The sequence below is a fragment of the Brevundimonas sp. PWP3-1b1 genome (assembly GCF_049896065.1).
GTDB lineage: Bacteria > Pseudomonadota > Alphaproteobacteria > Caulobacterales > Caulobacteraceae > Brevundimonas > Brevundimonas intermedia_B.
The window spans coordinates 668140-690833 of sequence record NZ_JAFCTO010000001.1 but is presented as its reverse complement, the minus strand read 5'-3'; the positions used below and the strand labels follow the sequence as shown (position 1 = coordinate 690833).

The following is a 22694-nucleotide window of genomic DNA, read 5'->3' as shown; positions in this document are numbered from 1 at the left end:
GGCGTTCAGAAGGTGCGGAAATGAAGGGTTCTACCGAAATCTGGCTGATCCGACTTTCTGCGATCCTTTGGTTTCTGATCTTGGTCGGAACGCTGTTAAGCCTGCCCATCCTGTTCGATCTGGGATGGTGGGCGGTGCTGGTCGTGGCGGTCATCGCTGCGATTCTGACCTTCCCCATCGGATGGGTCATCCGCCGACTGTTTTCCCGACAGCGAAGCCAGCGGTGGCGGACCACCGTGCTGAAGGTCGCTCTGGCCACATTCGCCGTTCTGTCGATCCTGGCTGCTGCTCCGATCTATTATTTGGCGTTCAATGCAACCCTGCGGCCTGTGACCGTGCCGTTGGCCACCCTGTCGAACGGCAGGCAGACCGTCGTCTTCCAGGGCATGATGCACATCGGGACGGAGAGCTTCTACAAGGGCGTCGTCTACGACCTGGAACGCGCCCTGACCGAGGGCTACGTCCTCTTCTACGAGGGGGTTCAGCAGGATCCGAGCGCGGAAGCTTGGTTCAGTCAAACCCTGGCCGGCGGCGGCGACCTGTCCGCAAACTATACGGCCCTGGGCAAGGCCTGCGGGTTGGATTTCCAGATGAACTATTTCACGCTGCTGGACGCGGACAAGGCGGCGCACCCCGAGCGTCACGTCATAGCCGACGTCACCACAGGCGACATGAAGCGCGAATACGAACGGCTCGTGCGCACGGACCCCGCGTTCGCCGCCTATGCGCGCTCGGCTGATGTGAAAGACGACGAGGCGTCCGGCGTCAACATGGCCAAGGCTCTGGCATGGCTGGACCGCGCGACGCCGGGACAACAGGTTCTCATCGGCACGGCGTGCCGAGGCGTCCTGAACATCGTGACGTCCAACGATGACGAGAGCGATCCGATCAACAAGGTCGTGCTCGACTATCGCAATCGCGAACTGGCGGCGCGCATCGCTCAAAGCCCGGCGGACAAGATCTATGTGACCTACGGCGCCGGCCACCTGCCCGGCCTGTTCCGCAACCTGAAGGCGATAGACCCCGCCTGGGAGATCAAATCCATCAAATGGCAGCGGACCATCGAACCCCCCGAAACCCTCAGCGGACGGTTGAAATGAACACCGCGGTCCATGTCGGCGAACGGCGCAAGCGACCAGAGTCACCAGGGCGCGACTTTCCCTACTATGCCGGTGATCCGGTCGAGGTCAGCGGGCGTGGCTGGCTGGTGGTCTTGGTCGCCCTGGGGCTGGCCTTCGCACAGTTGGAGTTGCTGCCGCTGAAGACCTTCCCCCTCGACTTCATCCCAACGCTGCTGTTCACCGGCCTTCCGCTGCTGGCCGTGATGGCGGTGACCGGAGGGCGAGCCCCCGCCCTCTTTCGTCCGATGGGATTCAAGGGTTTTTTCACAGGTCTCGGGTTCGGCGTCCTGACCATCGTCAGTTCGATGATCGCCGGCCTGCTGCTCACCCGTATCATGGAATTATCGTCGAACACTGCGGTGGCCGACCTTGCGGCGGCTGGCGTCGCCGATCTGCTGCTTTTCCTGGCGCGCACCTTCATTCAACTCATCGGCGAAGAACTGATCACCATCCTGCCGCTGCTTGCCATCCTCTGGCTCTGCGTCTCCAGGTTCGGCATGTCGAGGCGTTGGGCGCTCGCTCTCGCCGTCATCGTTTCTACCCTGCTGTTCGCGGCCCTGCACCTGCCGACCTATAACTGGAACGTCGTGCAGTGTCTGGGCACCATCGGCACGGCGCGGCTTGTGTTGACTATGGCCTACATCGTCACGCGCAACCTCTGGGTCTCCGCGACGGCGCATATCGCAAATGACTGGTCGCTATTCCTGATGTCGTTCGCGGGCGGGCACATGCCCATCGGCACGGACGATCCGATCTAGCGGCGCGCGCGGGAACTCTCGCGCGTCATCGCCGCTCTAGTTTCGGGCCCGGACGCCATCCGCCTCCGTGCTGCGGTGCAAGTTCATTTGTCGTCATGGTCGCCAGAGCGCGACCTTTTCGGAGACTAGAGATGCGACCTTCAGCCCTCGTCATGAGCCTGGCTCTCCTGACGCCCATCGGACTTGCCGGAGCGGCCTGGGCGCAGACCGCGCCGTCCGACGTCCGCGACCTTGTCGGCGCGCGGGGCAGCAGTGGAGAAACCGCCCTCGCCTCTCGCGGCTACGCCAATGTCGGGGGCGAAACCGGTGACGACCGGACCTGGACCTACTGGTGGAACGAGCGGCGCGGCGTATGCTTGTCGGTCGTGACGATGAACGGCCGCTACGATTCCATCATGGTCACGCCGTCACCCGACTGCCACCGTTCGCGCCCGACGACGCTTCCGGGGCCGGTCGGCGGCCCGGTCCATGGCGGTCACGCCACCACCTTGCCGGACGCTGTCGGCGGGCCGGTCAACGGGCATCCCACCACCTTGCCCGGTCCGGTCGGCGGCCCCGTCGCCAGCGGCCGGACCGAGACGATTCGTTTCGCGCGCGGCGCTTCCTCCGCCACGCGCCAGGGCACGGTTTCGGGCTATGAGACCGTGACCTATCTGGTCGATCTCCGGGCCGGCCAGACGCTGAGTGTGGCGATGCGCACCTCGAACCGGTCCAGCTATTTCAACGTCACCGCGCCCGGCGCAAACCAGGCGCTGTTCATCGGTTCAACCAGCGGCAACCGTTATCAGGGCCGCACAACCGCCAACGGGACCTATAGGATCGAAGTCTATCTGATGCGCAACGCAGCCCGCCGCGGCGAGCGCGCCAACTACACGATCGACATCGGCGCGCGGCGCTGAGCCACGACAGCCTTATGGAGTCTCGGACGGCTCGTCGATGGCGTCCATCACCGTCAGCGACGCGCCGACCGATCCCTCGCCAATCGGCGCCGGCGTGACGACGACCGTATCGCCGGGCCGGAGGCGTGAGCGAAGCTGGGTGTAAAAGGCGCGCGGCGCCCGCAGGCGCCCGAGCATGGCGGCGCTCAGTTCCGAGCCTGCCTCGCCTTCTCGCCCTGGCAGACCGGCGTAGAGCCATTTCTCGCCATTCGGCCCTGCCGACAGCGTCAGGACGTGCACCTCGCCATCATGGTCATCCAAGGCGATGGCGCTGCGGCCGATTTCGACGCCGTTACGAAGAACAACGGCGGTCTGATCCGCTTTGGACAGGATGACCGTCGTCGGCCCTTCAGTCGCCAGCTCGGGGGCCCATCGCCACGGCGCGTCCGCCGCAAGCGCCTGGGCGGGCCGCCCGTCCGTCGCGAACGGTGCCAGCACGCCGGCAGGAACCGCGCCCACATGTCGCGCCGCGTCGCCGGCGATCACGACCGTCACGCTGAAGTCGGTGGCCCCATAAAGTAGCCGCGCGAACTGAAGCGGCAGGTGCACGCAGCCATGGCTTTCCGGGAAGCCGGGCAAGCCGCCCGCATGCAGCGCCACGCCGTCCCAGGTCAGCCGCTCCATGTAGAACATCGGCGCATTGTTGTACTTGGTCGAATGGTGCCGGGCGTCCTTCTGAAGAATGGTGAAGACGCCCGTCGGGGTCTCGTGCCCAGCGCGTCCCGACGAGATGGTGCTAACACCGATCCGCACGCCGTTGCGATAGACCGTGGCCCTTTGGTCCGACAGGTTCACATAGATCAGGATCGGCCCGGCCGGTGCGATCTCCGGCGCCCAGACCCACTCGCCTGGCTGAAGGCGTTCCGCCGCTCGTGCGAGATCGACAGCCGAGCTGGCGGGGCGGCCCTGCGCCAGTGCGGGTTCGGCGCCCATGATGGCGAAGAGCATCGCCACGACGGAGGGCCGCATCGCGCGCCTGCTGTATCCCGACATGCTCATGTCCGATCTGCTGGGCTTTGGTGCTAGTCTCGCGCGAGACTATTCGCGCCGACGTCCTGTCACAACGGCGCGTCGGGAGAAGCGCATGAGCATCGTCGTCGCAATCACGAGCCTTTGGATGACGGCGCAGGCCGTTCCGCCGCCGATTGAGCAGATGACAGCCGACTGCGACCGGCCCGTCTATGCCTCCGATCAGTTCATCTGCGCCGACCCGGACCTAGCTCGCCAGGAGCGTGACCTGGCCGTCCGCTGGAGGGCGGTGGAGGCGGCGATGCCCAAGAGCGCCTGGATCGAAGATCAGCCCGCCTGGTTTAAACGGCGCGCGATGTGCGCCTTTCAGACGGATCAGGGCGCGTGCCTTCGCGACGCCAACGCCGAGCGCGAACGACTGTTCGTCGCCGTTCTCGATCCGGCCGACGGCGCCCTCAGAACCGCGCGCTGCGTGGGCGATGGACGCCGCCAAACCTTTCAGCTCGATGTGCACGACGGCGTCGTGGCGGCCTATGGCGCGGCAGGGCTCTCCTGGATCGCTGGTCAAAAAACCGCTGAGTGGTCGCCCTTCAACACCGTCATTTCCGGTCGCAGCCTGACCATTCAACGACAGGACGGCATCCGACTTTCATGTCGATTTATGCGCTGAACCTTTAGGGCGCAGGGCGCCGGGGCACAGAGACCAGAACGACCCCCTCGTATTCGCCGACAACGCGGCCTGCCGCGCTGACCCGAGGATCCTGCATGGCGTTACGAGGGCAGCCGAGCAGATCGGCGCTGTCGTCCAGTAGTTCAGACGTGGCGAAGGTTTCGCCCAGCAGTCGACAAGGGCCGCCAACATAGGGGTATCCGCCCTCCATCACCTTCAAGCCTTCAGGAAAGACAAAGGTCTCAGATGTCGTCATCGGCGGCGCCGAAGCGCATGCCCCGAGGCTTGCCGCGACAGCACCAGCCAGAATGATTGAGCGCATGGAATATCCCTAATTTTGACGAGGCCTATAGTCGAAGACTGCTCATCGTACAGACTGCCACAACCACAACCACCCCGCCACGGGTTGCGGACACGTGCAGTCTCGCACCATGGGTCGCTAAGCGTACCTTCCGAACGTCGCCTTCGAGTCAGGCACCGCCGCTCAAGGATGTCGGAGATGCGCCGATAGCGTTGAAAATTCGGCAGTTGCCTCGGACGGCGGGGGCTGTTCACTCTGGTCATTGAAGCCGGAGACAGCGCGATGATGGGCGAGCGGCGGATCGATCAGGCAGCCCTGTTCTATACTTTCTCGTTGGAGGACCACGTCCCGGCGAACCCTCTGCTGAGGTCGATACCGGTTCGTGGAGTTGGAGGGTCTGCGAGCGCATCTGGCTCCGTTCTACAGCGCTATGGGTGCCCCTTGATCGACCCCGAACTGCTGATCCGGATGCTGCTGTTCGGCTACTGCTTTGGCATTCGGTCGGAGCGTCGGCTATGCGAGGAGGTCCACCTCAACCTGGCCTATCGCTGATTCTGCCGGCTGGGTCTGGAAGGTGCCGTGCCGGATCATTCGACCTTCCAAGAACCGCCACGGCCGCTTCCGGGACAGCTATCTGCTGCGTAAGTTGTTCGACACGGTCCTGCGCCGGTGCATGTCGGAAGGCCTGGTAGGCGGCGAGGGCTGCGCCGTGGACGCCAGCGTGATCAAGGCCGAAGCTAACCGCGAGCGCAGCGTGCCCGGCGATCCCGGTCTGCCGCCCGAGGCGTCCAGCCGGGCCATCGACGAGTACCTGGCGGTGCTAGACGACGCGCCGTTCGGTGGGGCCACGCCGGTGACGCCCAAGTTCATCTCGCCGGTGGATCCGGCCGCGCGCTGGACCGCCGCCAACAAGTGGCCGGCCTTCTTCGCCTATGCCACAAACTACGTGATCGATCTGGAACACGCCGTCATCGTCGATGTCGAGGCGTCCACTGCCGTGCGGCCGGCCGAACTGACCGCGGCCCGCATCATGATCGAGCGGGTCCGGGATAGGCATGATCGCCACCCCGATTGCCTTGCCGCCGACACCGCCTATGGCTCGGCCGAGATGCTGGAATGGCTGGTCAACGACCAGGGAATCGCCCCGCACATCCCGATCATCGACAAGTCTGGCCGCACGGAAGGACCTTCTCCCGGGCCGACTTCACCTACGACCGTGCCGCCGACCTCTATCGCTGTCCAGGGGGCAAGGAACTGAAGCAATATCGGCGAGCCTTCCGCGCCGATCACCCCGACACCCCGCCGGATGACACCTATCGGCATCGCGCCTCCAAGATCCATTGCGACGCCTGCGCGCTGAAGCCCGAGTGCTGCCCCAACGGGCCGGCTCGGAAGGTGACGCGTTCCATCCACGAAGACGCCAGGGACCTCGCCAGGACCGACGCCTACGTCACCTCCCGACGCGAGCTGTTCGCACACCTCAACCGCATCCTCTGGCTGGACCAGCTGCGCCTTCGCGGTCGCTGCAGCGCCCGAGACGAGTTCCTCCTCGCCGCCACCGCCCAGAACCTGCGGAAAATAGCCCGCCTGATCGGACCGCCCTGGCAACGATGCTAGCGGGCACCGGACTCTCCGTGCGCACGGATGGCGGAGCATTACCGGGCGGTCGTAGCCTCGCCCGAACGCGCCCTCGAACGCAGCGACAGTGAGGCTGCGGCCGAGGCTCGGGACTTGGTGCGCAAGTTGATCGAGACCGTGGTGGTGATGCCGTTGCCGGAGCGCGGCAAGTTTGCGTTGACCGTACAAGGCAAAATCGCCGCCCTGGTGAACCAGGACGGCGATAATACTATGAAGTTGGGTGCGGGAGTAGGATTTGAACCTACGACCTTCAGGTTATGAGCCTGACGAGCTACCGGGCTGCTCCATCCCGCGGCAAGCGGTAGTGTCGTGAAGGAAGAACGGTTCGAGAAGATGCCCTCAAGTAGCGCGAAGCGCGTTAGGGCAAATATCATGTGTGCTTGGTAGACCCGGCGACGACCTACTCTCCCGCGCCTTGAGACGAAGTACCATTGGCTCTGGAGGGCTTAACGACCGAGTTCGGAATGGGATCGGGTGGGGAACCTCCGACATAGTCACCAGGTCAACCAAGCACACATGAATCCTGACCTATCGCGCATTCGCGCTACTTTAGGTCAGGAGAAGAAGACATTGTCTGAGGTTGCTTCGGTCAAGGAGCAACCATCGAATGAGTTTTGCTGAGAAACGATCAAACCGATCGGATTATTAGTACCAGTAAGCTTCATGGGTCGCCCCACTTCCACACCTGGCCTATCAACGTGGTAGTCTTCCACGATCCTCAGCGAAGCCTTGTTTTGAGGTTAGTTTCCCGCTTAGATGCTTTCAGCGGTTATCTATTCCATACTTAGCTACCCTGCTGCACAGCTGGCGCCATGACAGGTACACCAGAGGTATGTCCATCCCGGTCCTCTCGTACTAGGGACAGATCCTCTCAAGCTTCGAACACCCACGGCAGATAGGGACCAAACTGTCTCACGACGTTCTGAACCCAGCTCACGTACCACTTTAAATGGCGAACAGCCATACCCTTGGGACCTGCTCCAGCCCCAGGATGTGATGAGCCGACATCGAGGTGCCAAACTTTGCCGTCGATATGGACTCTTGGGCAAAATCAGCCTGTTATCCCTAGAGTACCTTTTATCCGTTGAGCGATGGCCCTTCCACTCGGGACCACCGGATCACTATGGCCGACTTTCGTCTCTGCTCGACTTGTCAGTCTCGCAGTCAGGCGGGCTTATGCCATTGCACTCGACGACCGATTTCCGACCGGTCTGAGCCCACCATCGCGCGCCTCCGTTACACTTTAGGAGGCGACCGCCCCAGTCAAACTACCCACCACGCCATGTCCCGGGACCGGATAACGGCCCTCGGTTAGACGTCAACGACAGTAAGGGTGGTATTTCAAGGACGACTCCACCAGAGCTGGCGCCCCGGTTTCATAGTCTCCCACCTATCCTACACATACGGTCGCTAACGCCAAGGCGAAGCTATAGTAAAGGTTCATAGGGTCTTTCCGTCTGACCGCGGGAACCCCGCATCTTCACGGGGAATTCAATTTCACTGAGCCTATGCTGGAGACAGTGGGGAAGTCGTTACGCCATTCGTGCAGGTCGGAACTTACCCGACAAGGAATTTCGCTACCTTAGGACCGTTATAGTTACGGCCGCCGTTTACCTGGGCTTCAGTTCGTCGCTTTCACAACTCCCTTTAACCTTCAGGCACCGGGCAGGCGTCAGACCCTATACGTCGCATTGCTGCTTCGCAGAGCCCTGTGTTTTTGCTAAACAGTCGCTACCCCCTGGCTTGTGCCACTCAGTCCTGGTTGCCCAGGGTGAGTCACGCTTATTCCGAAGTTACGCGTGCAATTTGCCGAGTTCCTTCAGCATAGTTCTCTCAAACGCCTTGGTATGCTCTACCTGACCACCTGTGTCGGTTTCGGGTACGGTCTCTGCTGGAGTTATTTCCTGGGACAACGCCCCCGCACACACAATCCAATAAGTGGGTACGAGTTAAGCCATCCGTCACTTCCAGCTGGTGCAGGAATATTTACCTGCTTCCCATCGACTACGCTTTTCAGCCTCGCCTTAGGGGCCGACTAACCCTGCGCAGATTAGCTTTACGCAGGAACCCTTGGTCTTTCGGCGGGAGTGTCTCTCACACTCCTATCGTTACTCATGTCAGCATTCTCACTTCCGATACCTCCAGCCAGGCTCACGCCTGACCTTCACCGGCCTACGGAACGCTCCGCTACCGCTTGCAGTAAACTGCAAACCCATATCTTCGGCGCACGGCTTGAGCCCCGTTACATTTTCCGCGCAGGATCGCTTGATCAGTGAGCTGTTACGCTTTCTTTAAAGGATGGCTGCTTCTAAGCCAACCTCCTGATTGTCAAAGCAATCCCACATCGTTTCCCACTTAGCCGTGACTTGGGGGCCTTAGATGATGGTTAGGGTTGTTTCCCTTTTCACGACGGACGTTAGCACCCGCCGTGTGTCTGCCCGATAGTTCTCTTGGGTATTCGGAGTTTGGTTAGTATTGGTACCGCTCGCGCAGCCCGCAACCATCCAGTGCTCTACCCCCCAAGGAATTCGTCGGACGCTCTACCTAAATAGATTTCGCGGAGAACCAGCTATGTCCAGGTTTGATTGGCCTTTCACCCCTATCCACAAGTCATCCCAGAATTTTTCAACATTCACGGGTTCGGTCCTCCAGTTGGTGTTACCCAACCTTCAACCTGCTCATGGATAGATCACCTGGTTTCGGGTCGTCATACGTCGAACTTAGCGCCCTATTCAGACTCGCTTTCGCTGCGCCTACACCTAACGGCTTAAGCTTGCTCGACACATGAAGTCGCTGACCCATTATACAAAAGGTACGCCGTCACCCCGCTTGGGGGCTCCGACTGCTTGTAGGCTTCCGATTTCAGGATCTGTTTCACTCCCCTTGTCGGGGTGCTTTTCACCTTTCCCTCACGGTACTTGTTCACTATCGGTCGTAGAGGAGTACTTAGGCTTGGAGGGTGGTCCCCCCATGTTCAGACAGGATTTCACGTGTCCCGCCCTACTCGAGTCTCTTGCTATTTGATGACTACGGGGCTTTCACCCACTATGGCCGACCTTTCCAGGTCGTTCGTCTTTATTTCACAAGAGCACTGGCCTGGTCCCGGTTCGCTCGCCACTACTACGGGAGTCTCGGTTGATGTCCTTTCCTCCGGGTACTGAGATGTTTCAGTTCCCCGGGTTCGCTTAATGAACCTATGTATTCAGTTCATTATACCTTTCAACAATCCGCCAATCGCTGTCTCCGAAGAAACAGAGTTGGAAGACTGTAAAGGTGGGTTTCCCCATTCGGAGATAACCGGATCAAAGGGTGCTAGCGCCTCCCCGGTTCTTATCGCAGCTTGCCACGTCCTTCATCGCCTCTCTACGCCAAGGCATCCGTCAGAAGCCCTTCAACGTTTGATCGTTTCTCAGCAAAACTCATGCTTGGTTTATTCCGCCCGACTGGAAAGTTGCCGGGGGACCAAGCCTGATATTTGTCAGACAATGTCTTCTTCTCGAACATAACCTAAAAGCTCAGGGGAGCCGGTTGCGTTCTTCCTTTACGATTTCAATGCACGCCAACCTTACGGCCGACGGCAAACTTGAATGCGATCACAAGATCCTGGTGGAGCCAGACGGAGTCGAACCGACGACATCCTGCTTGCAAAGCAGGCGCTCTACCAACTGAGCTATGGCCCCATTCCAACAGGAATAGTGCGAAGCCCAGGAGAGCTGTCGGCGATGCCGTCTTGAGGCTGAGAACCCCCAGCGAACCAGAAGTCCTGGTAGGCCCGGGCAGACTCGAACTGCCGACCTTACGCTTATCAGGCGTACGCTCTAACCACCTGAGCTACGGGCCTATGGCAGCGACAGCCGGGTTTAGAACCCAGGCTCGCGATCGCGTCACCAATACAACGACCCGAATGGTCGATGCGTCGATGACGAAAGTGGAAAGAGAAACGGAGACGGCGGCGTTCCGCCGTTTGTGCTCGGCGCTGTGAAGCGCTCCGCTATTGGAGCCTCAATAGACAGCCTCGTGAGAGACGGCCTGGAGAAGCATCCTTAGAAAGGAGGTGATCCAGCCGCAGGTTCCCCTACGGCTACCTTGTTACGACTTCACCCCAGTCGCTGACCCTACCGTGGTCGCCTGCCCCCTTGCGGTCAGCGCAGCGCCTTCGGGTAGAACCAACTCCCATGGTGTGACGGGCGGTGTGTACAAGGCCCGGGAACGTATTCACCGCGGCATGCTGATCCGCGATTACTAGCGATTCCAACTTCATGCCCTCGAGTTGCAGAGGACAATCCGAACTGAGACGACTTTTAAGGATTAACCCTCTGTAGTCGCCATTGTAGCACGTGTGTAGCCCACCCTGTAAGGGCCATGAGGACTTGACGTCATCCCCACCTTCCTCCGGCTTAGCACCGGCAGTCCCATTAGAGTTCCCAACTAAATGATGGCAACTAATGGCGAGGGTTGCGCTCGTTGCGGGACTTAACCCAACATCTCACGACACGAGCTGACGACAGCCATGCAGCACCTGTGTCCTAGTCTCCGAAGAGAAAGCCAGATCTCTCTGGCGGTCCAGGCATGTCAAAAGGTGGTAAGGTTCTGCGCGTTGCTTCGAATTAAACCACATGCTCCACCGCTTGTGCGGGCCCCCGTCAATTCCTTTGAGTTTTAATCTTGCGACCGTACTCCCCAGGCGGATTGCTTAATGCGTTAGCTGCGTCACCGAAATGCATGCATCCCGACAACTAGCAATCATCGTTTACGGCGTGGACTACCAGGGTATCTAATCCTGTTTGCTCCCCACGCTTTCGAGCCTCAGCGTCAGTAATGAGCCAGTATGTCGCCTTCGCCACTGGTGTTCTTCCGAATATCTACGAATTTCACCTCTACACTCGGAGTTCCACATACCTCTCTCATACTCAAGACACCCAGTATCAAAGGCAATTCCGAGGTTGAGCCCCGGGATTTCACCCCTGACTTAAATGTCCGCCTACGCTCCCTTTACGCCCAGTAATTCCGAGCAACGCTAGCCCCCTTCGTATTACCGCGGCTGCTGGCACGAAGTTAGCCGGGGCTTCTTCTGTAGGTACCGTCATTATCGTCCCTACTGAAAGAATTTTACAATCCTAAGACCTTCATCATTCACGCGGCATGGCTGCGTCAGGCTTTCGCCCATTGCGCAAGATTCCCCACTGCTGCCTCCCGTAGGAGTTTGGGCCGTGTCTCAGTCCCAATGTGGCTGATCATCCTCTCAGACCAGCTACTGATCGTCGCCTTGGTGAGCCTTTACCTCACCAACTAGCTAATCAGACGCGGGCCGCTCTAATGGCGATAAATCTTTCCCCCGAAGGGCACATTCGGTATTAGCACAAGTTTCCCTGAGTTATTCCGAACCAAAAGGCACGTTCCCACGTGTTACTCACCCGTCCGCCACTAACTCCGAAGAGTTCGTTCGACTTGCATGTGTTAGGCCTGCCGCCAGCGTTCGCTCTGAGCCAGGATCAAACTCTCAGGTTGAGTTGACTTCTGACCTAAGCTTAAGAACATCCCGAAGGACGTCTTGGCATTAGTTCTACGTATTTTATTGACGAGTTCCCATTCATCGATCCGAAGACCGACGCATGGTATCTTTTCAAAAAGACCGCAGATAGTCAGTGTCGTATGATGACCTTCTAGGGTCATCGCAAGAACACCGCCGCCTGCGTTTCTCTTTCCAAATCAACAATGTCAAAGACCTAAACCGCATCAGCGGCCCGACTTGTTTAGCGCCGTGTCGTCGGCGGAGGCGGGGATTTAGAGACCGCCGAACCTCATGTCAACCGCTCTTTTCAGAGATCTTTTGGAGAGAAAGGCGAACCCTTCAGACCGCAAGAAACCACCGGAGGAAAGCGAGGCTTACCTCTAAAAACCCGTCGGCGATTCGATTGGAGCGCGGAACCTAGTGAAACCAACCGATGAAAGCAAGAAGTTTTTCGCTTCTTTCTTCCGTGAAACCGTGAGGATCAAGACCCCCGCGGCCCCGTCGGCCAGCCCGTTTCCGAGCGAGGCGGCTCTATACGGACCACCCGTTTTGTCAGCAAGCGGATTCTGACTGTTGGGGGAAAGTTTCTCAAAGACTCATGATCAACGAGCAACGAACACCAACTCCGCCGGCCATGTAAGCCGCAAGAGTTCGGGCGACTCGGCTGCCTCAGGCTCCGCCCAAACGGGACATCAGCTCCGGGTCCTGCTCGGAAGCCGTGACCTCGCTGTCGAACGCGAGCTGCGCCTGGGATGCGTCCGTGAAGGTCAACGGCTCTTCGAGGCGCAGGCTTGAGACGGCGTAGTCTTCACCCCTCTGTTCCAGAACGACGCCGCTGCGGGCGTGAAGGATACGGGCGTCCGTGGTCATGAGTTGTTCTCCGGCTTTTATGCACAACGCGCCAATCGCCGAAACGGGTCGCGCTCAGTTTCCGGACAGGATTTCCACGATTCGTGCGCACAGCGCCTCGTCATCCAGGCCGTCGACGACGACCATCTTCGACCGCGACTGGCCGCCGCGCGCCACGGTCACGGAAGACTTCGACACGCCGAGGCTCTTGGCCAGCAGCCGGATCAGGGCGTCATTGGCCTCTCCATCTATGGGACGGGCGCGGACACGCACCTTGAGCGCGCGCCGTCCCTCTGCGTCCGCCTCCCAGCCCTCGATGCGATCCACCGCCGCGCCGGGCTGCAGCCTTATCGGCAGGTTCGCCATCCGATCCTCTGCTGGCAAGAAAAAGGGCGCGGCTCCGTTCGGCGCCGCGCCCTCCTCCTATTGATCTAACCCAGACCTAGCCCAGGGCGGTCATCAGTTCCGGCACGATGGTCTTGTAGTCGCCGACCAAGCCGTAGTCCGCGACCTGGAAGATCGGGGCGTCGGGGTCCTTGTTGATGGCGACGATGGTCTTGGAGTCCTTCATCCCGGCCAGGTGCTGGATGGCGCCCGAGATGCCGATGGCGATGTACAGGGCCGGGGCCACCACCTTGCCGGTCTGGCCGACCTGATAGTCGTTGGGAGCATAGCCGGCGTCCACCGCCGCGCGCGAGGCGCCGATGGCGGCGCCCAGCTTGTCGGCCAGGGGTTCCATCACGGCGTGGAACTCGTCCGCCGAGCCCAGGGCGCGACCGCCCGAGACCACGATCTTGGCGGCGCCCAGGTCCGGGCGGTCCGACTTGACCATTTCTTCCGACACGAAGGCCGTCTTGGGCGCGTCGGCGCCGGCGACGCTCTCCACCGGGGCGGAACCGCCTTCAGCGGCGGCGGCGAAAGCCGTCGGGCGCACCGTGATCACCTTCTTGGCGTCGGCCGACTGGACCGTCTCCAGGGCGTTGCCGGCGTAGATCGGACGCACGAACGTATCGGCCGACACCACCTCGATGATGTCCGAGATCGGGGCGACGTCCAGCTTGGCGGCGATCCGGGGGGCGAAATTCTTCCCGTCCGTCGAGGCAGGCGTCAGGATGGCGTCGTAGCCGGCGGCCAGGGGGACGACGGTGTCGGTGACCGCCTCGGCCAGGCCGTGGCCCAGGCCGGCGCTCTCGGCCAGCAGCACCTTGCGAACGCCGGCGATTTTCGAAGCCGCATCAGCGGCGGCCTGCGCCCCCTGCCCCACGACCAGAACATCCACGTCGGACGACAGGCCCAGGGCGGCGGTCACGGTCTTGTGGGTGGTGTCGCGAACGGTCGAACCGTCGTGATCGGCGATGACGAGGACAGCCATATTACAGCGCTCCCACGGACTTGAGCTTGGAAACCAGTTCGGCCGCATCGGCCACCTTGACGCCGGCCGACCGTTTCGGCGGCTCGGTGACCTTCAGGACCTTCAGACGGTCGGCGACATCGACGCCATAGTCGGCGACCGCCTTGACGGCGATCTCCTTCTTCTTGGCCTTCATGATATTGGGCAGCGACGCATAGCGCGGCGTGTTCAGCCGCAAGTCCACCGTCACCACCGCCGGCAGTTCGGCGGCCAGGGTCTGCAGACCGCCGTCGACCTCGCGCGTCACCGTGGCCTTGCCGCCGTCGATGACCAGCTTGCCGGCGAAGGTCGCCTGGGGCCAGTCCAGCAGCGCGGCCAGCATCTGGCCCACCGCATTGTTGTCGCCGTCGATCGACTGTTTGCCCATCAGCACCAGGTCGGGCTTTTCTTCCTCGACCACCGCCTTCAGCAGCTTGGCGACCGCCAGCGGCTCCAGGTCCGTGTCCGACTGGATCAGGATGCCCCGATCCGCGCCCATGGCCAGGGCGGTGCGGATGGTTTCCTGGGCCTGGGTCACGCCGATGGAGACCACGATGATCTCGGTCGCGGTGCCGGCGGCGTGATGTTCCTTGCCTTCCTTCAGACGAACCGCCTCTTCGACGGCGATCTCGTCGAAGGGATTCATGCTCATCTTGACGTTGGCCAGATCGACGCCTGACTGGTCCGCCTTCACGCGGGCCTTGACGTTATAGTCGATCACCCGTTTGACGGGGACGAGTACCTTCATGGGTCTATCCGTGAAATCGCCTGAATGTGAGGGCAGGACATGGAGCGGTCGCGAAGGCCTGTCAACGTAACGCGGGGTCAAGCTGTGGCTGCGACCCTCACCCAACGGACCACGAGATGAAGCGTTTCCTGACCTTTCCCCGCCTGGCGATGATTTTCTTCGCCCTGTTCGGCGTCGCCATCGTGGGGATTTTCGTCCTGCAGGATTATTGGGTCACGCCGGGCAAGCGCTGCGAGGCGGCAGGCAAGTGGTACGACATGGACAGCCGTATCTGCGCCCAACCCATCTCTATCGCCCAGATCACGGGCCGGCCCAACGGCGTCTCGCGCGAGGAAGCCTCGGCCGAGAAGAACCGCGAACTGGTCCGCATCGAACAGCAACTCGCCGCCGAGGACCGCGCCCGCGCCGTCGAGGTCGAACGCCAGAAGGCGGCCCTGGCCGCAGCACGGCCGGCGACATAAAGTCTAGCGCGTCGCGCCCGGCTTCCATTTGATGTCGCTGGCGCCGTTGGCGTTGGCGCGACGGCTCGCCACGAACAGATGGTCCGACAGGCGGTTCAGATATTTGACCGCCTCGACATTCACCGCCTCGCCGCTTTCGACCAGTCGCACGGCCTCGCGTTCCGCCCGGCGGCAGACGGTGCGCGCCACGTGCAGATGCGCCGACAGCGGGGCGCCGCCCGGCAGGATGAAGCTGTCGAGCGCCTTGAGACTCTCGTTCATCCAGTCGATCTCCTGCTCCAGCCGCGCCACCTGCGTCTCGATGATGCGCAAGGCCTCCCAGGCCGGCGGCGGATCCAGCGGCGTGGCCAGGTCGGCGCCCAGGTCGAACAGTTCGTTCTGGATGCGACCAAGCATGGCGTCGATGCGGTCGTTCTGGCCGCTGTTCAGCCGCGCCACACCGATCACCGCGTTCAGTTCGTCCACAGCGCCATAGGCCTCAACGCGCGCATCGGTCTTCGACACCGGGGCGCCCGACGCTAGCCGTGTCCGGCCATCGTCACCGGTCCGGGTATAGATCTTGTTCAGCGTCACCATGATCAGGCCCCCTGCGCCGCCTTCCACATCATGCCGACGACCAGAAGGATCACGGCCAGCGCCTGAAGCCCGACCCTCAGCCGCATCAGCTTGTTGGAATTCGTACGCGCATAGTCCCCGCCCCGGAACAGGGAATACAGGCCAAAGCCCAGGGTGACGGCCACGGCGGCGATGGCGACGATGATCAGGATGTCGAAGATCTGCATGCCGTCGTTCTAGACCCGGATCACCATCACACGCCAGCGTCGCCCCATCCGAGCCTGTGGCGATACGGCGGCGCTTGCGACGGATGGGCGCACCCCCCTTGGAGTCTTGTTGCGAATGATGTTGAGAGGCGCTCGCAAGTATTAGGGGCTAATCTGAATATGACCTTCTCGACCCGCGCACGCCTGTTGGCCGGCGCTTCCTGTGCTTTCGGCCTGACCTCGGGCGCCGCCTTGGCGGAGACCCTTCAGCCGGTCACAACCGGACAGGCAACCCAGACGGCCGAGCTGGGCGAGATCGTCGTCACCGCCTCGGGCTTCGAACAGCGGATCAACCAGGCCCCCGCGTCGATCAGCGTCATCCCCCGCGCCGAGATCGAGGAAGTCCGCGCCGTCTCGCTCGCCGAGATCCTGAACAATGTCGAAGGCGTCGATACCGGCGCCGCCGTCGGCAAGTCGGGTGGTCAGACCATCAACATCCGGGGCATGGGCTCGGACTACACCCTGATCCTGATCGACGGCCGCCGCCAGAACACGGCCGGCAGCGTGACCCCCAACGGTTTCGGCGAAACCTCGACCAGCTTCCTGCCCCCCGTCTCGGCTATCGAGCGGGTCGAGGTCGTGCGCGGCCCCGTCTCGACCCTCTATGGATCCGACGCCATGGGCGGGGTGGTCAACATCATCACCCGCAAGATCGGCGATGAGTGGCACGGCTCGGCCAGCGCCCATTACACGATCCAGGGCGATGACGAGTTCGGGCCGATCCGCGGCGGGGACGTCTATCTGGCCGGCCCGCTGATCAAGGACCGCGTGGGACTGTCGATCCGCGGCTCGCGTTCGGAACGCGAACAGTCGCGCCTGACGTTCGAAAACGTCGCCGGCGCGGAAACCCCGGTCACAGGTTTCGGCCGCAGTTCCACCGCCAACGAAATCTGGTCCGCCGGCGCCCGCCTCGCCTTCAACCTGCACGCCGACCACGACCTGTGGATCGACGCCGACGTCGGCCGCCAATGGTACGACAACTCCAAGGGCCAGATGGGCACCGCCACGACCGCCGGCGGCTATGACAAGTTCCTGGAGTTCAACCGCGACCAGGTCGCCATCGCCCATAATTGGCGCCTGCCGTTCGGCACGCTGGAATCCAACTATTCGATCGCCAGGACTGAGACGAAGGGCCGGATCATCCCCAATGGCGTCGCCGGCGCCGGCAGCCCGCGCGATTTGGAGAGCGAGAACCGCATCTTCGACACCAAGCTGTTCTCGCAGTGGCGCAACCACACCTTCACCGTCGGCGGCCAGCATTGGGAAGCCGAGATGACGGACGGCGTGGTCTCTGGCACGTTCAACCACACCCAGTGGGCCGTCTTCGCCGAGGACGAATGGCGGTTCACCGATACCCTGGCCCTGACGGTCGGCGCGCGTCACGACGACCACTCGACCTTCGGATCGCATTTCAGCCCGCGTGCCTATCTGGTCTGGAATCCGACCGATGTCTGGACCGTCAAGGGCGGCGTCAGCCAGGGCTTCAAGACCCCGCGCCTGGAACAGCTGGCCTCGGGCATCAATGGTTTTGGCGCCCAGGGCCGCCTGCCCTTGCTGGGCAGCCCGGGTCTGATGCCGGAAACCTCGACCTCGACCGAGTTCGCCGTTCTGTATGACGATCATGACCGCCTGCGTGCAGGGATCACCGTCTTCCACAACCAGTTCGACGACAAGATCGCAACCGGCGTGCCCATCGCCAACTGCCTGTTCGGCCTGACCCCAGCCCAGTATGCGGCCGGCGGCTACAACACGTCAGGCTGCTTCGACGTGGGCTTCTATACGGCCTATATCTCGACCGTCCCCACCTTCGGCCAGAGCATCAATATCGACGAGGCGGTCACGCAAGGCGTCGAGGCCACCGCTCGCTTCCGCTTCAACGACGCATGGACGCTTCAGGGCAACTACACCTTCACCGACAGCGAGCAGAAGTCGGGCGCCGCCGCCGGCCGGCCCCTGACCGACACGCCCGAGCATATGGTCAACGCCAACCTGCGCTGGAACGCCACCGACCGGATGAACCTGTGGCTGCGCGGCGAATACCGTTCGGCGCGCTATCGCGGCGCCGGCGACGCCCAGACGGCGCTAGGCGACTATGAGGCCTACAGCCTGTTTCATCTCGGCGGCGCCTACCGCATCGACGACAATCTGACGGTCAATGCGGTCGTCTATAACCTGTTCGACAAGGACTTCGTCAGCCTGCTGCCCTACGGCAGCCCGGTCGCCTATGCCCCCGAGTTCGCCAACAATCAGGAGCCACGCCGCCTCTGGATCTCGGTGACCGCCGCCTTCTGATCCTTGAATCTGAAAGCCATCAGGCGGGGGTCGCTTCGGCGACCCCCGTCCTTTTTCTGGCCGAGCTAAGCCATTTGGTCACGATTGCTGGTGCAATCTGTGCGGCATGACCGATCGCGCCGTCCGCAATCTCGAACATCTCAAGGCCTCCGCCTCCACGGCCCGCGTGCTCAACCTGCTGCGCGTGTGGGAAGAGAATGGCGACAGCTCCGCCGACGGCGCCGTGCGCAATCCCGACTGGGCCGCCCGCCCGATCTTCCGTACCCCGGCCCTGAACCGCGCCCTGATCATCAAGCACCGGCTGCGTCGCAACGAGACCGACCTATTCACCGGTCGTCGCCAGGTGGCCACCAAGGTCGTCATTCCCATCGACGACGAGGACCTGAAGACCGGCGGCCGCTACGTCTTCGTCAATCAGATCGGCTTCGAGCGGATGATGATGGAGGCGTTCGGCGTCGCCGCGACCCATACGGACATCGAGACCCTGCGACTGATCGACAAATTGCCCTCTCTGGATCCCTTCCTGCTGCGCGAACAGCTGCGTCGCGGCGGCCTGGACCCGGCGCCATGCTATTTCTCGATCAGCGACAGCGATCTTCAGCGGATGCTGGCCTTCGTGCGCAGCGAGATCGAACCCCTGGTCACCCTCAGCCTGGGCGACACCATCGCCGTGGGTTCGGATTCGGCAGGGCGTATGGCCGCCAAGATCCTGTCCAACACGCCCGGCGACCAACTGGAGGCCCTGCGCCTGACCCTGCGCTTGGCGCCGGAGCAGTATCAGGAGGGCGTCTTCTGCTGGAAGGGCTTCCTCTACTACAAATGGACGCTCGCGGCCCTGCTGGGCGAGGTCGCCGCCGTCGCCGAGGCCGTGCGCACCATCAAGCCCGTCGGCAAGACCGATCGCGCCGCCAAGGAATATCTGGCCCGCAGCCGCGACGTCCTGCGCGGTCGTATCATCAAGACCTGCGACGAGGTCAGCCGCACTCTTCGAATCTATGACGACGCCTACGCCAAACTGACCCAGGAAGGCCGCCCCACCGCCTTCCGCGACTTCCTGCTGGACGCCCCCTCGATGTTCGCCAAGCTGGGCGACCAGCTGGGCGCCGTCCAGCACATCGTCAGCTACTGGCGCTTCCGCTTCGGCCCCGGCGCCGCCCCGGTGAACGTCGAAGAGCTGATGGACATCTTCATGGACTTCGAAACCGGCCTGCTGGGCCGCGGCGAAGTCCCCGACGACATCGGCATGATGGCGGCCTGATTCCAGATCAGTGCGCGGCGTCCCAGTTCGACGCCGCTCGCGCATCCACCACCAGCGGCACGGTCAGGGCCACCGCCGGATCCGACGCATTCTCCATCACCTGCTTGATGACGACGATGGCGCGGTCGGCTTCGGCCTCGGGGGCCTCGAAGACCAGTTCGTCGTGGACCTGGAGCAGCATGCGCGTGGAAAGGCCCGCCTCGGCCAGGGCGGCGGGCATGCGGATCATGGCGCGGCGGATGATGTCGGCGGCGGCGCCCTGGATCGGGGCGTTGATGGCGGCCCGCTCGCCGAACTGGCGTTCGGCGCCCGATTTCGAGTGGATGGCGGGGATGTGGATGCGGCGGCCGAAGACGGTGGAGACGAACCCAGCCTGACGCACCTCGGCCTTGGTCTTGTCCATATAGGCCCGGATGCCGGGGAAGCGTTCGAAATAGGTCTTGATATAGGCCCCGGCCTCGCCCTGATCGATGCCCAGCTGGTTGGCTAGGCCGAAGGCCGAAATGCCGTAGACGATGCCGAAGTTGATGGCCTTTGCCCGGCGACGGGTCTCGGACGGCATGCCCTCGACGGGGACGCCGAACATCTCCGAGGCCGTGGCGGCATGAATGTCGAGCCCGGCCTTGAAGGCGCGCTTCAGCTCGGGGATGTCGCCAATATGGGCGAGCAGGCGCAGTTCGATCTGGCTGTAGTCGGCGCTGATCAGGACATTGCCGGGCGCAGCGATGAAGGCCTGACGGATTTCGCGTCCGGTCTCGGTGCGGATCGGGATGTTCTGAAGATTGGGGTCGCTGGACGCCAAGCGGCCGGTGGTGGCGGCGGCCAGTTGATAGCTGGTGTGGACGCGGTCGGTCTTGGGATCGGCGGCGGCGGTCAGGGCGTCGGTATAGGTGCCCTTCAACTTGGACAGCTGGCGCCAGTCCAGCAGGACGCGCGGCAGATCATGGCTGAGCGCCAGCTCCTCCAGCACGCTGGCGTCCGTGCCCCATTGGCCCGAGGCGGTCTTCTTGCCGCCCGGCAGGTTCAGTTCGCCGAACAGGATTTCGCCGATCTGGCGCGGCGAGCCGATGTTGAAGGGCCGTCCGGCGATCTCGTGGGCCTGGGCCTCCAGCTCGGCCATGCGCAGGCCGAACTCGCTGGACAGCCGCTTCAGCCGGTCGGGATCGATACGGACGCCGTTCAGCTCCATGTCCGCCAGCACCGTGGGCATGCCGCGTTCCAGCGTCTCATAGACGGTGGACAGGCCCTCGCGCGCCAGCCGGGGTTTAAGGATACGCCAGAGCCGCAGCGTCACGTCCGCATCCTCGGCGGCGTATTCCGCCGCCGGTTTCAGGGCGACGTGCTTGAAGGATTTCTGACTCTTGCCGGTCCCCGCCACCCGCTTGAACGGAATCGGCTCGTGGCCCAGGCGCAGGCGCGACAGCTCGTCCATGCCGTGCCCGTGCAGCCCGCCTTCAAGCACATAGGAGATCAGCATGGTGTCGTCATAGGGCGCGACGCGAATGCCCCGACGCGCCATGACGGCGATGTCGTATTTGGCGTTCTGCAACACCTTCAGAACCGAAGGATCTTCCAGCAGCGTCTTCAGCTTCGCCAGGGTCGTGGGCTTGTCCAGCTGGTGGATCGGCTCGCGCGCCTCGCCGGGTTCGCCGAACAGGCCGCCGTCGTTCGCCTGCGGCTCGTGCTCATGCGTCAGGGGAATGTAGCAGGCCTCGTTCGGCCCCACAGCCAGCGACACGCCGCACAGCCCCGCATGGGTCGCGGACAAGGCGTCCGTCTCGGTGTCGAAACCGACGACGCCGACCTCGGTCGCCCGTGCGATCCAGCGATCCAGCGCCTCTTCAGTCTGAACGCATTCATAGGCGGCGTGGTCGAAGGTCTGGACCTCCGCCGGGCCTTCCACGACCTGGCCGTAACGCGGCGTGGCGACGGGGGCGTTCAGGTTCGGCGCACGCTTGGGCGCAAAGGCCGAGACGTCGCTGGGGCCGGCCTTGCCGTCGCCGACGCGGCGCTGAAGCGAGCGGAACTCCATCGTCTCCAGGAAGGCCGACAGGGTCTCAGGATCGGGATCGCGCACGGCGAAGTCGTCGATCAGCTCGGGCGCCGGCGCATCGCACGTCAGGCGCACCAGTTCGCGCGACAGGCGGATCTGGTCGGCGAAGGCGATCAGGGTTTCGCGCCGCTTGGGCTGTTTGATCTCGCCGGCGCGGGCCAGCAGGGTGTCCAGATCGCCGTATTCGTCCAGCAGCTGGGCCGCCGTCTTCGGACCGATGCCGGGGGCGCCGGGGACGTTGTCGACGCTGTCGCCGATCAGGGCCTGCAGATCGACCATCTTCTCCGGGCCGACCCCGAACTTCTCGAACACCTCGGCCTCGGCCAGACGCCGATCCTTCATCGGGTCCCACATCACGACGCCGCCGCCGATCAGCTGCATCAGATCCTTGTCGGACGAGACGATCACCGCCTCCCCGCCTGCGTCGCGCGCCTTGCAGGCGTATGTGGCGATCAGGTCGTCGGCCTCATAGCCGGGCAGTTCGACGCAATGGACGCCGAACGCCGCCGTCGCCTCGCGCACCAACGGAAACTGCGGGATCAGGTCCTCGGGCGGGGGCGGGCGGTGGGCCTTGTACTGGTCGTACAGGGTGTTGCGGAACGTCTTTTCCGAATGGTCGAAGATGGCCACCAGATGGGTGGGACCGTCCGCGCCCTTCATGTCCTTCAGCAGCTTCCACAACATGTTGCAGTAGCCCTGGACCGCGCCGACCGGCAGGCCGTCCGACTTGCGCGTCAGCGGCGGCAGGGCGTGATAGGCGCGGAAGATATAGGCCGAGGCGTCGATCATCCACAGCCGCAGGGCGGGGCCGTCCTGCGTTAGGGAGCGATCCTGGGGGCGTTCGGTCTCGGTCGTTTCGGGCGCGGTCGTCTCGGTCATGACCCGAACATAGGGGGCGGAAGCCCCCGCGTCAGC

Annotated in this window: 16 protein-coding genes, 3 tRNA genes, 3 rRNA genes and 1 pseudogene; 8 read left to right on the top strand and 15 right to left on the bottom strand. The window is 62.7% G+C overall.

Translation table 11 applies throughout. From position 1 onward, the window contains the following. Positions 1 to 20 precede the first annotated feature (20 nt). From ACP69V_RS03315 to ACP69V_RS03305, 3 genes are all read left to right on the top strand, one after another. Entirely contained in the window at positions 21 to 1100 is a 1080-nt protein-coding gene (locus ACP69V_RS03315; RefSeq protein WP_426022630.1) for a hypothetical protein, read from the top strand. Continuing rightward, positions 1097 to 1879 carry a CPBP family intramembrane glutamic endopeptidase gene (locus tag ACP69V_RS03310; protein WP_426022629.1) on the top strand — a complete coding sequence of 261 codons (783 nt, stop codon included), beginning with the start codon at positions 1097 to 1099 and terminating at the stop codon, positions 1877 to 1879. The genes ACP69V_RS03315 and ACP69V_RS03310 overlap by 4 nt, the downstream gene beginning before the upstream one ends. 131 nt (positions 1880 to 2010) lie before the next feature. Then, positions 2011 to 2778, top strand: a complete 768-nt coding sequence (locus ACP69V_RS03305) for a hypothetical protein (RefSeq protein ID WP_426022628.1) — start codon at positions 2011 to 2013, stop codon at positions 2776 to 2778. Between the two features lie 12 nt (positions 2779 to 2790). Here ACP69V_RS03305 and ACP69V_RS03300 read toward each other — a convergent pair whose 3' ends face one another. Then, on the bottom strand, positions 2791 to 3786 hold the full coding sequence (locus ACP69V_RS03300; protein WP_426022627.1) for a L,D-transpeptidase family protein: 996 nt from the start codon (positions 3784 to 3786) through the stop codon (positions 2791 to 2793). Here ACP69V_RS03300 and ACP69V_RS03295 point away from each other — a divergent pair. Continuing rightward, complete coding sequence (locus ACP69V_RS03295; RefSeq protein ID WP_426022626.1) at positions 3752 to 4456, top strand: hypothetical protein; 705 nt, start codon at positions 3752 to 3754, stop codon at positions 4454 to 4456. The genes ACP69V_RS03300 and ACP69V_RS03295 overlap by 35 nt on opposite strands. A 4-nt stretch (positions 4457 to 4460) precedes the next feature. Here the strand turns inward: ACP69V_RS03295 and ACP69V_RS03290 are convergent, their stop codons facing one another. Continuing rightward, positions 4461 to 4778, bottom strand: coding sequence for a hypothetical protein (locus tag ACP69V_RS03290; RefSeq protein WP_426022625.1), 318 nt, complete (start codon positions 4776 to 4778; stop codon positions 4461 to 4463). Positions 4779 to 5039: 261 nt separating this feature from the next. Between ACP69V_RS03290 and ACP69V_RS03285 the strand changes: the two are divergent. Further along, a pseudogene (locus ACP69V_RS03285) lies at positions 5040 to 6374 on the top strand (transposase). Between the two features lie 238 nt (positions 6375 to 6612). On the opposite strand, the gene ACP69V_RS03280 reads toward ACP69V_RS03285, so the two are convergent. The 10 genes from ACP69V_RS03280 to ACP69V_RS03235 form a co-directional block, all read right to left on the bottom strand. Further along, positions 6613 to 6689 (bottom strand) — tRNA-Met (locus ACP69V_RS03280). 93 nt (positions 6690 to 6782) lie between these two features. After that, positions 6783 to 6897, bottom strand: a 5S ribosomal RNA gene (gene rrf / locus ACP69V_RS03275). 122 nt (positions 6898 to 7019) lie between these two features. Further along, a 23S ribosomal RNA gene (locus tag ACP69V_RS03270) occupies positions 7020 to 9799 on the bottom strand. Positions 9800 to 9999: 200 nt separating this feature from the next. Beyond that, positions 10000 to 10075, bottom strand: a tRNA-Ala gene (locus ACP69V_RS03265). 84 nt (positions 10076 to 10159) lie between these two features. Then, positions 10160 to 10236, bottom strand: a tRNA-Ile gene (locus ACP69V_RS03260). A gap of 206 nt (positions 10237 to 10442) precedes the next feature. After that, a 16S ribosomal RNA gene (locus tag ACP69V_RS03255) occupies positions 10443 to 11903 on the bottom strand. The 16S, 23S and 5S rRNA genes sit together here with 3 tRNA genes alongside, the layout of an rRNA operon. A gap of 673 nt (positions 11904 to 12576) precedes the next feature. Next, the gene (locus ACP69V_RS03250; RefSeq protein WP_426022624.1) at positions 12577 to 12777 is read right to left on the bottom strand and encodes a hypothetical protein; all 201 of its coding nucleotides are present in this window, start codon (positions 12775 to 12777) and stop codon (positions 12577 to 12579) included. 54 nt (positions 12778 to 12831) lie between these two features. Next, positions 12832 to 13122: a DUF167 domain-containing protein gene (locus ACP69V_RS03245; protein ID WP_426022623.1), complete on the bottom strand. Its 291-nt coding sequence runs from the start codon at positions 13120 to 13122 to the stop codon at positions 12832 to 12834. Between the two features lie 76 nt (positions 13123 to 13198). Continuing rightward, positions 13199 to 14128, bottom strand: a complete 930-nt coding sequence (locus ACP69V_RS03240; protein ID WP_426022622.1) for an electron transfer flavoprotein subunit alpha/FixB family protein — start codon at positions 14126 to 14128, stop codon at positions 13199 to 13201. Between the two features lies 1 nt (position 14129). Beyond that, positions 14130 to 14894: an electron transfer flavoprotein subunit beta/FixA family protein gene (locus tag ACP69V_RS03235; RefSeq protein ID WP_426022621.1), complete on the bottom strand. Its 765-nt coding sequence runs from the start codon at positions 14892 to 14894 to the stop codon at positions 14130 to 14132. A 116-nt stretch (positions 14895 to 15010) separates the two neighbouring features. Here ACP69V_RS03235 and ACP69V_RS03230 point away from each other — a divergent pair, with 116 nt between their 5' ends. After that, a complete protein-coding gene (locus tag ACP69V_RS03230; protein WP_426022620.1) occupies positions 15011 to 15355 on the top strand; it encodes a hypothetical protein in 345 nt (114 codons plus the stop codon). Positions 15356 to 15358: 3 nt separating this feature from the next. On the opposite strand, the gene ACP69V_RS03225 is transcribed toward ACP69V_RS03230, so the two are convergent. Together ACP69V_RS03225 and ACP69V_RS03220 are read right to left on the bottom strand one after the other, a co-directional pair. Further along, positions 15359 to 15931: a cob(I)yrinic acid a,c-diamide adenosyltransferase gene (locus ACP69V_RS03225; protein WP_426022619.1), complete on the bottom strand. Its 573-nt coding sequence runs from the start codon at positions 15929 to 15931 to the stop codon at positions 15359 to 15361. A 2-nt stretch (positions 15932 to 15933) separates the two neighbouring features. Beyond that, on the bottom strand, positions 15934 to 16137 hold the full coding sequence (locus ACP69V_RS03220; protein ID WP_426022618.1) for a twin transmembrane helix small protein: 204 nt from the start codon (positions 16135 to 16137) through the stop codon (positions 15934 to 15936). Positions 16138 to 16296: 159 nt separating this feature from the next. Here ACP69V_RS03220 and ACP69V_RS03215 point away from each other — a divergent pair, with 159 nt between their 5' ends. Then, positions 16297 to 18468 carry a TonB-dependent receptor domain-containing protein gene (locus ACP69V_RS03215; protein ID WP_426022617.1) on the top strand — a complete coding sequence of 724 codons (2172 nt, stop codon included), beginning with the start codon at positions 16297 to 16299 and terminating at the stop codon, positions 18466 to 18468. Between the two features lie 106 nt (positions 18469 to 18574). Further along, positions 18575 to 19726 carry a hypothetical protein gene (locus ACP69V_RS03210; protein ID WP_426022616.1) on the top strand — a complete coding sequence of 384 codons (1152 nt, stop codon included), beginning with the start codon at positions 18575 to 18577 and terminating at the stop codon, positions 19724 to 19726. Positions 19727 to 19733: 7 nt separating this feature from the next. Here ACP69V_RS03210 and polA read toward each other — a convergent pair whose 3' ends face one another. Then, complete coding sequence (polA, locus tag ACP69V_RS03205; RefSeq protein ID WP_426022615.1) at positions 19734 to 22658, bottom strand: DNA polymerase I; 2925 nt, start codon at positions 22656 to 22658, stop codon at positions 19734 to 19736. Positions 22659 to 22694: the final 36 nt, after the last annotated feature.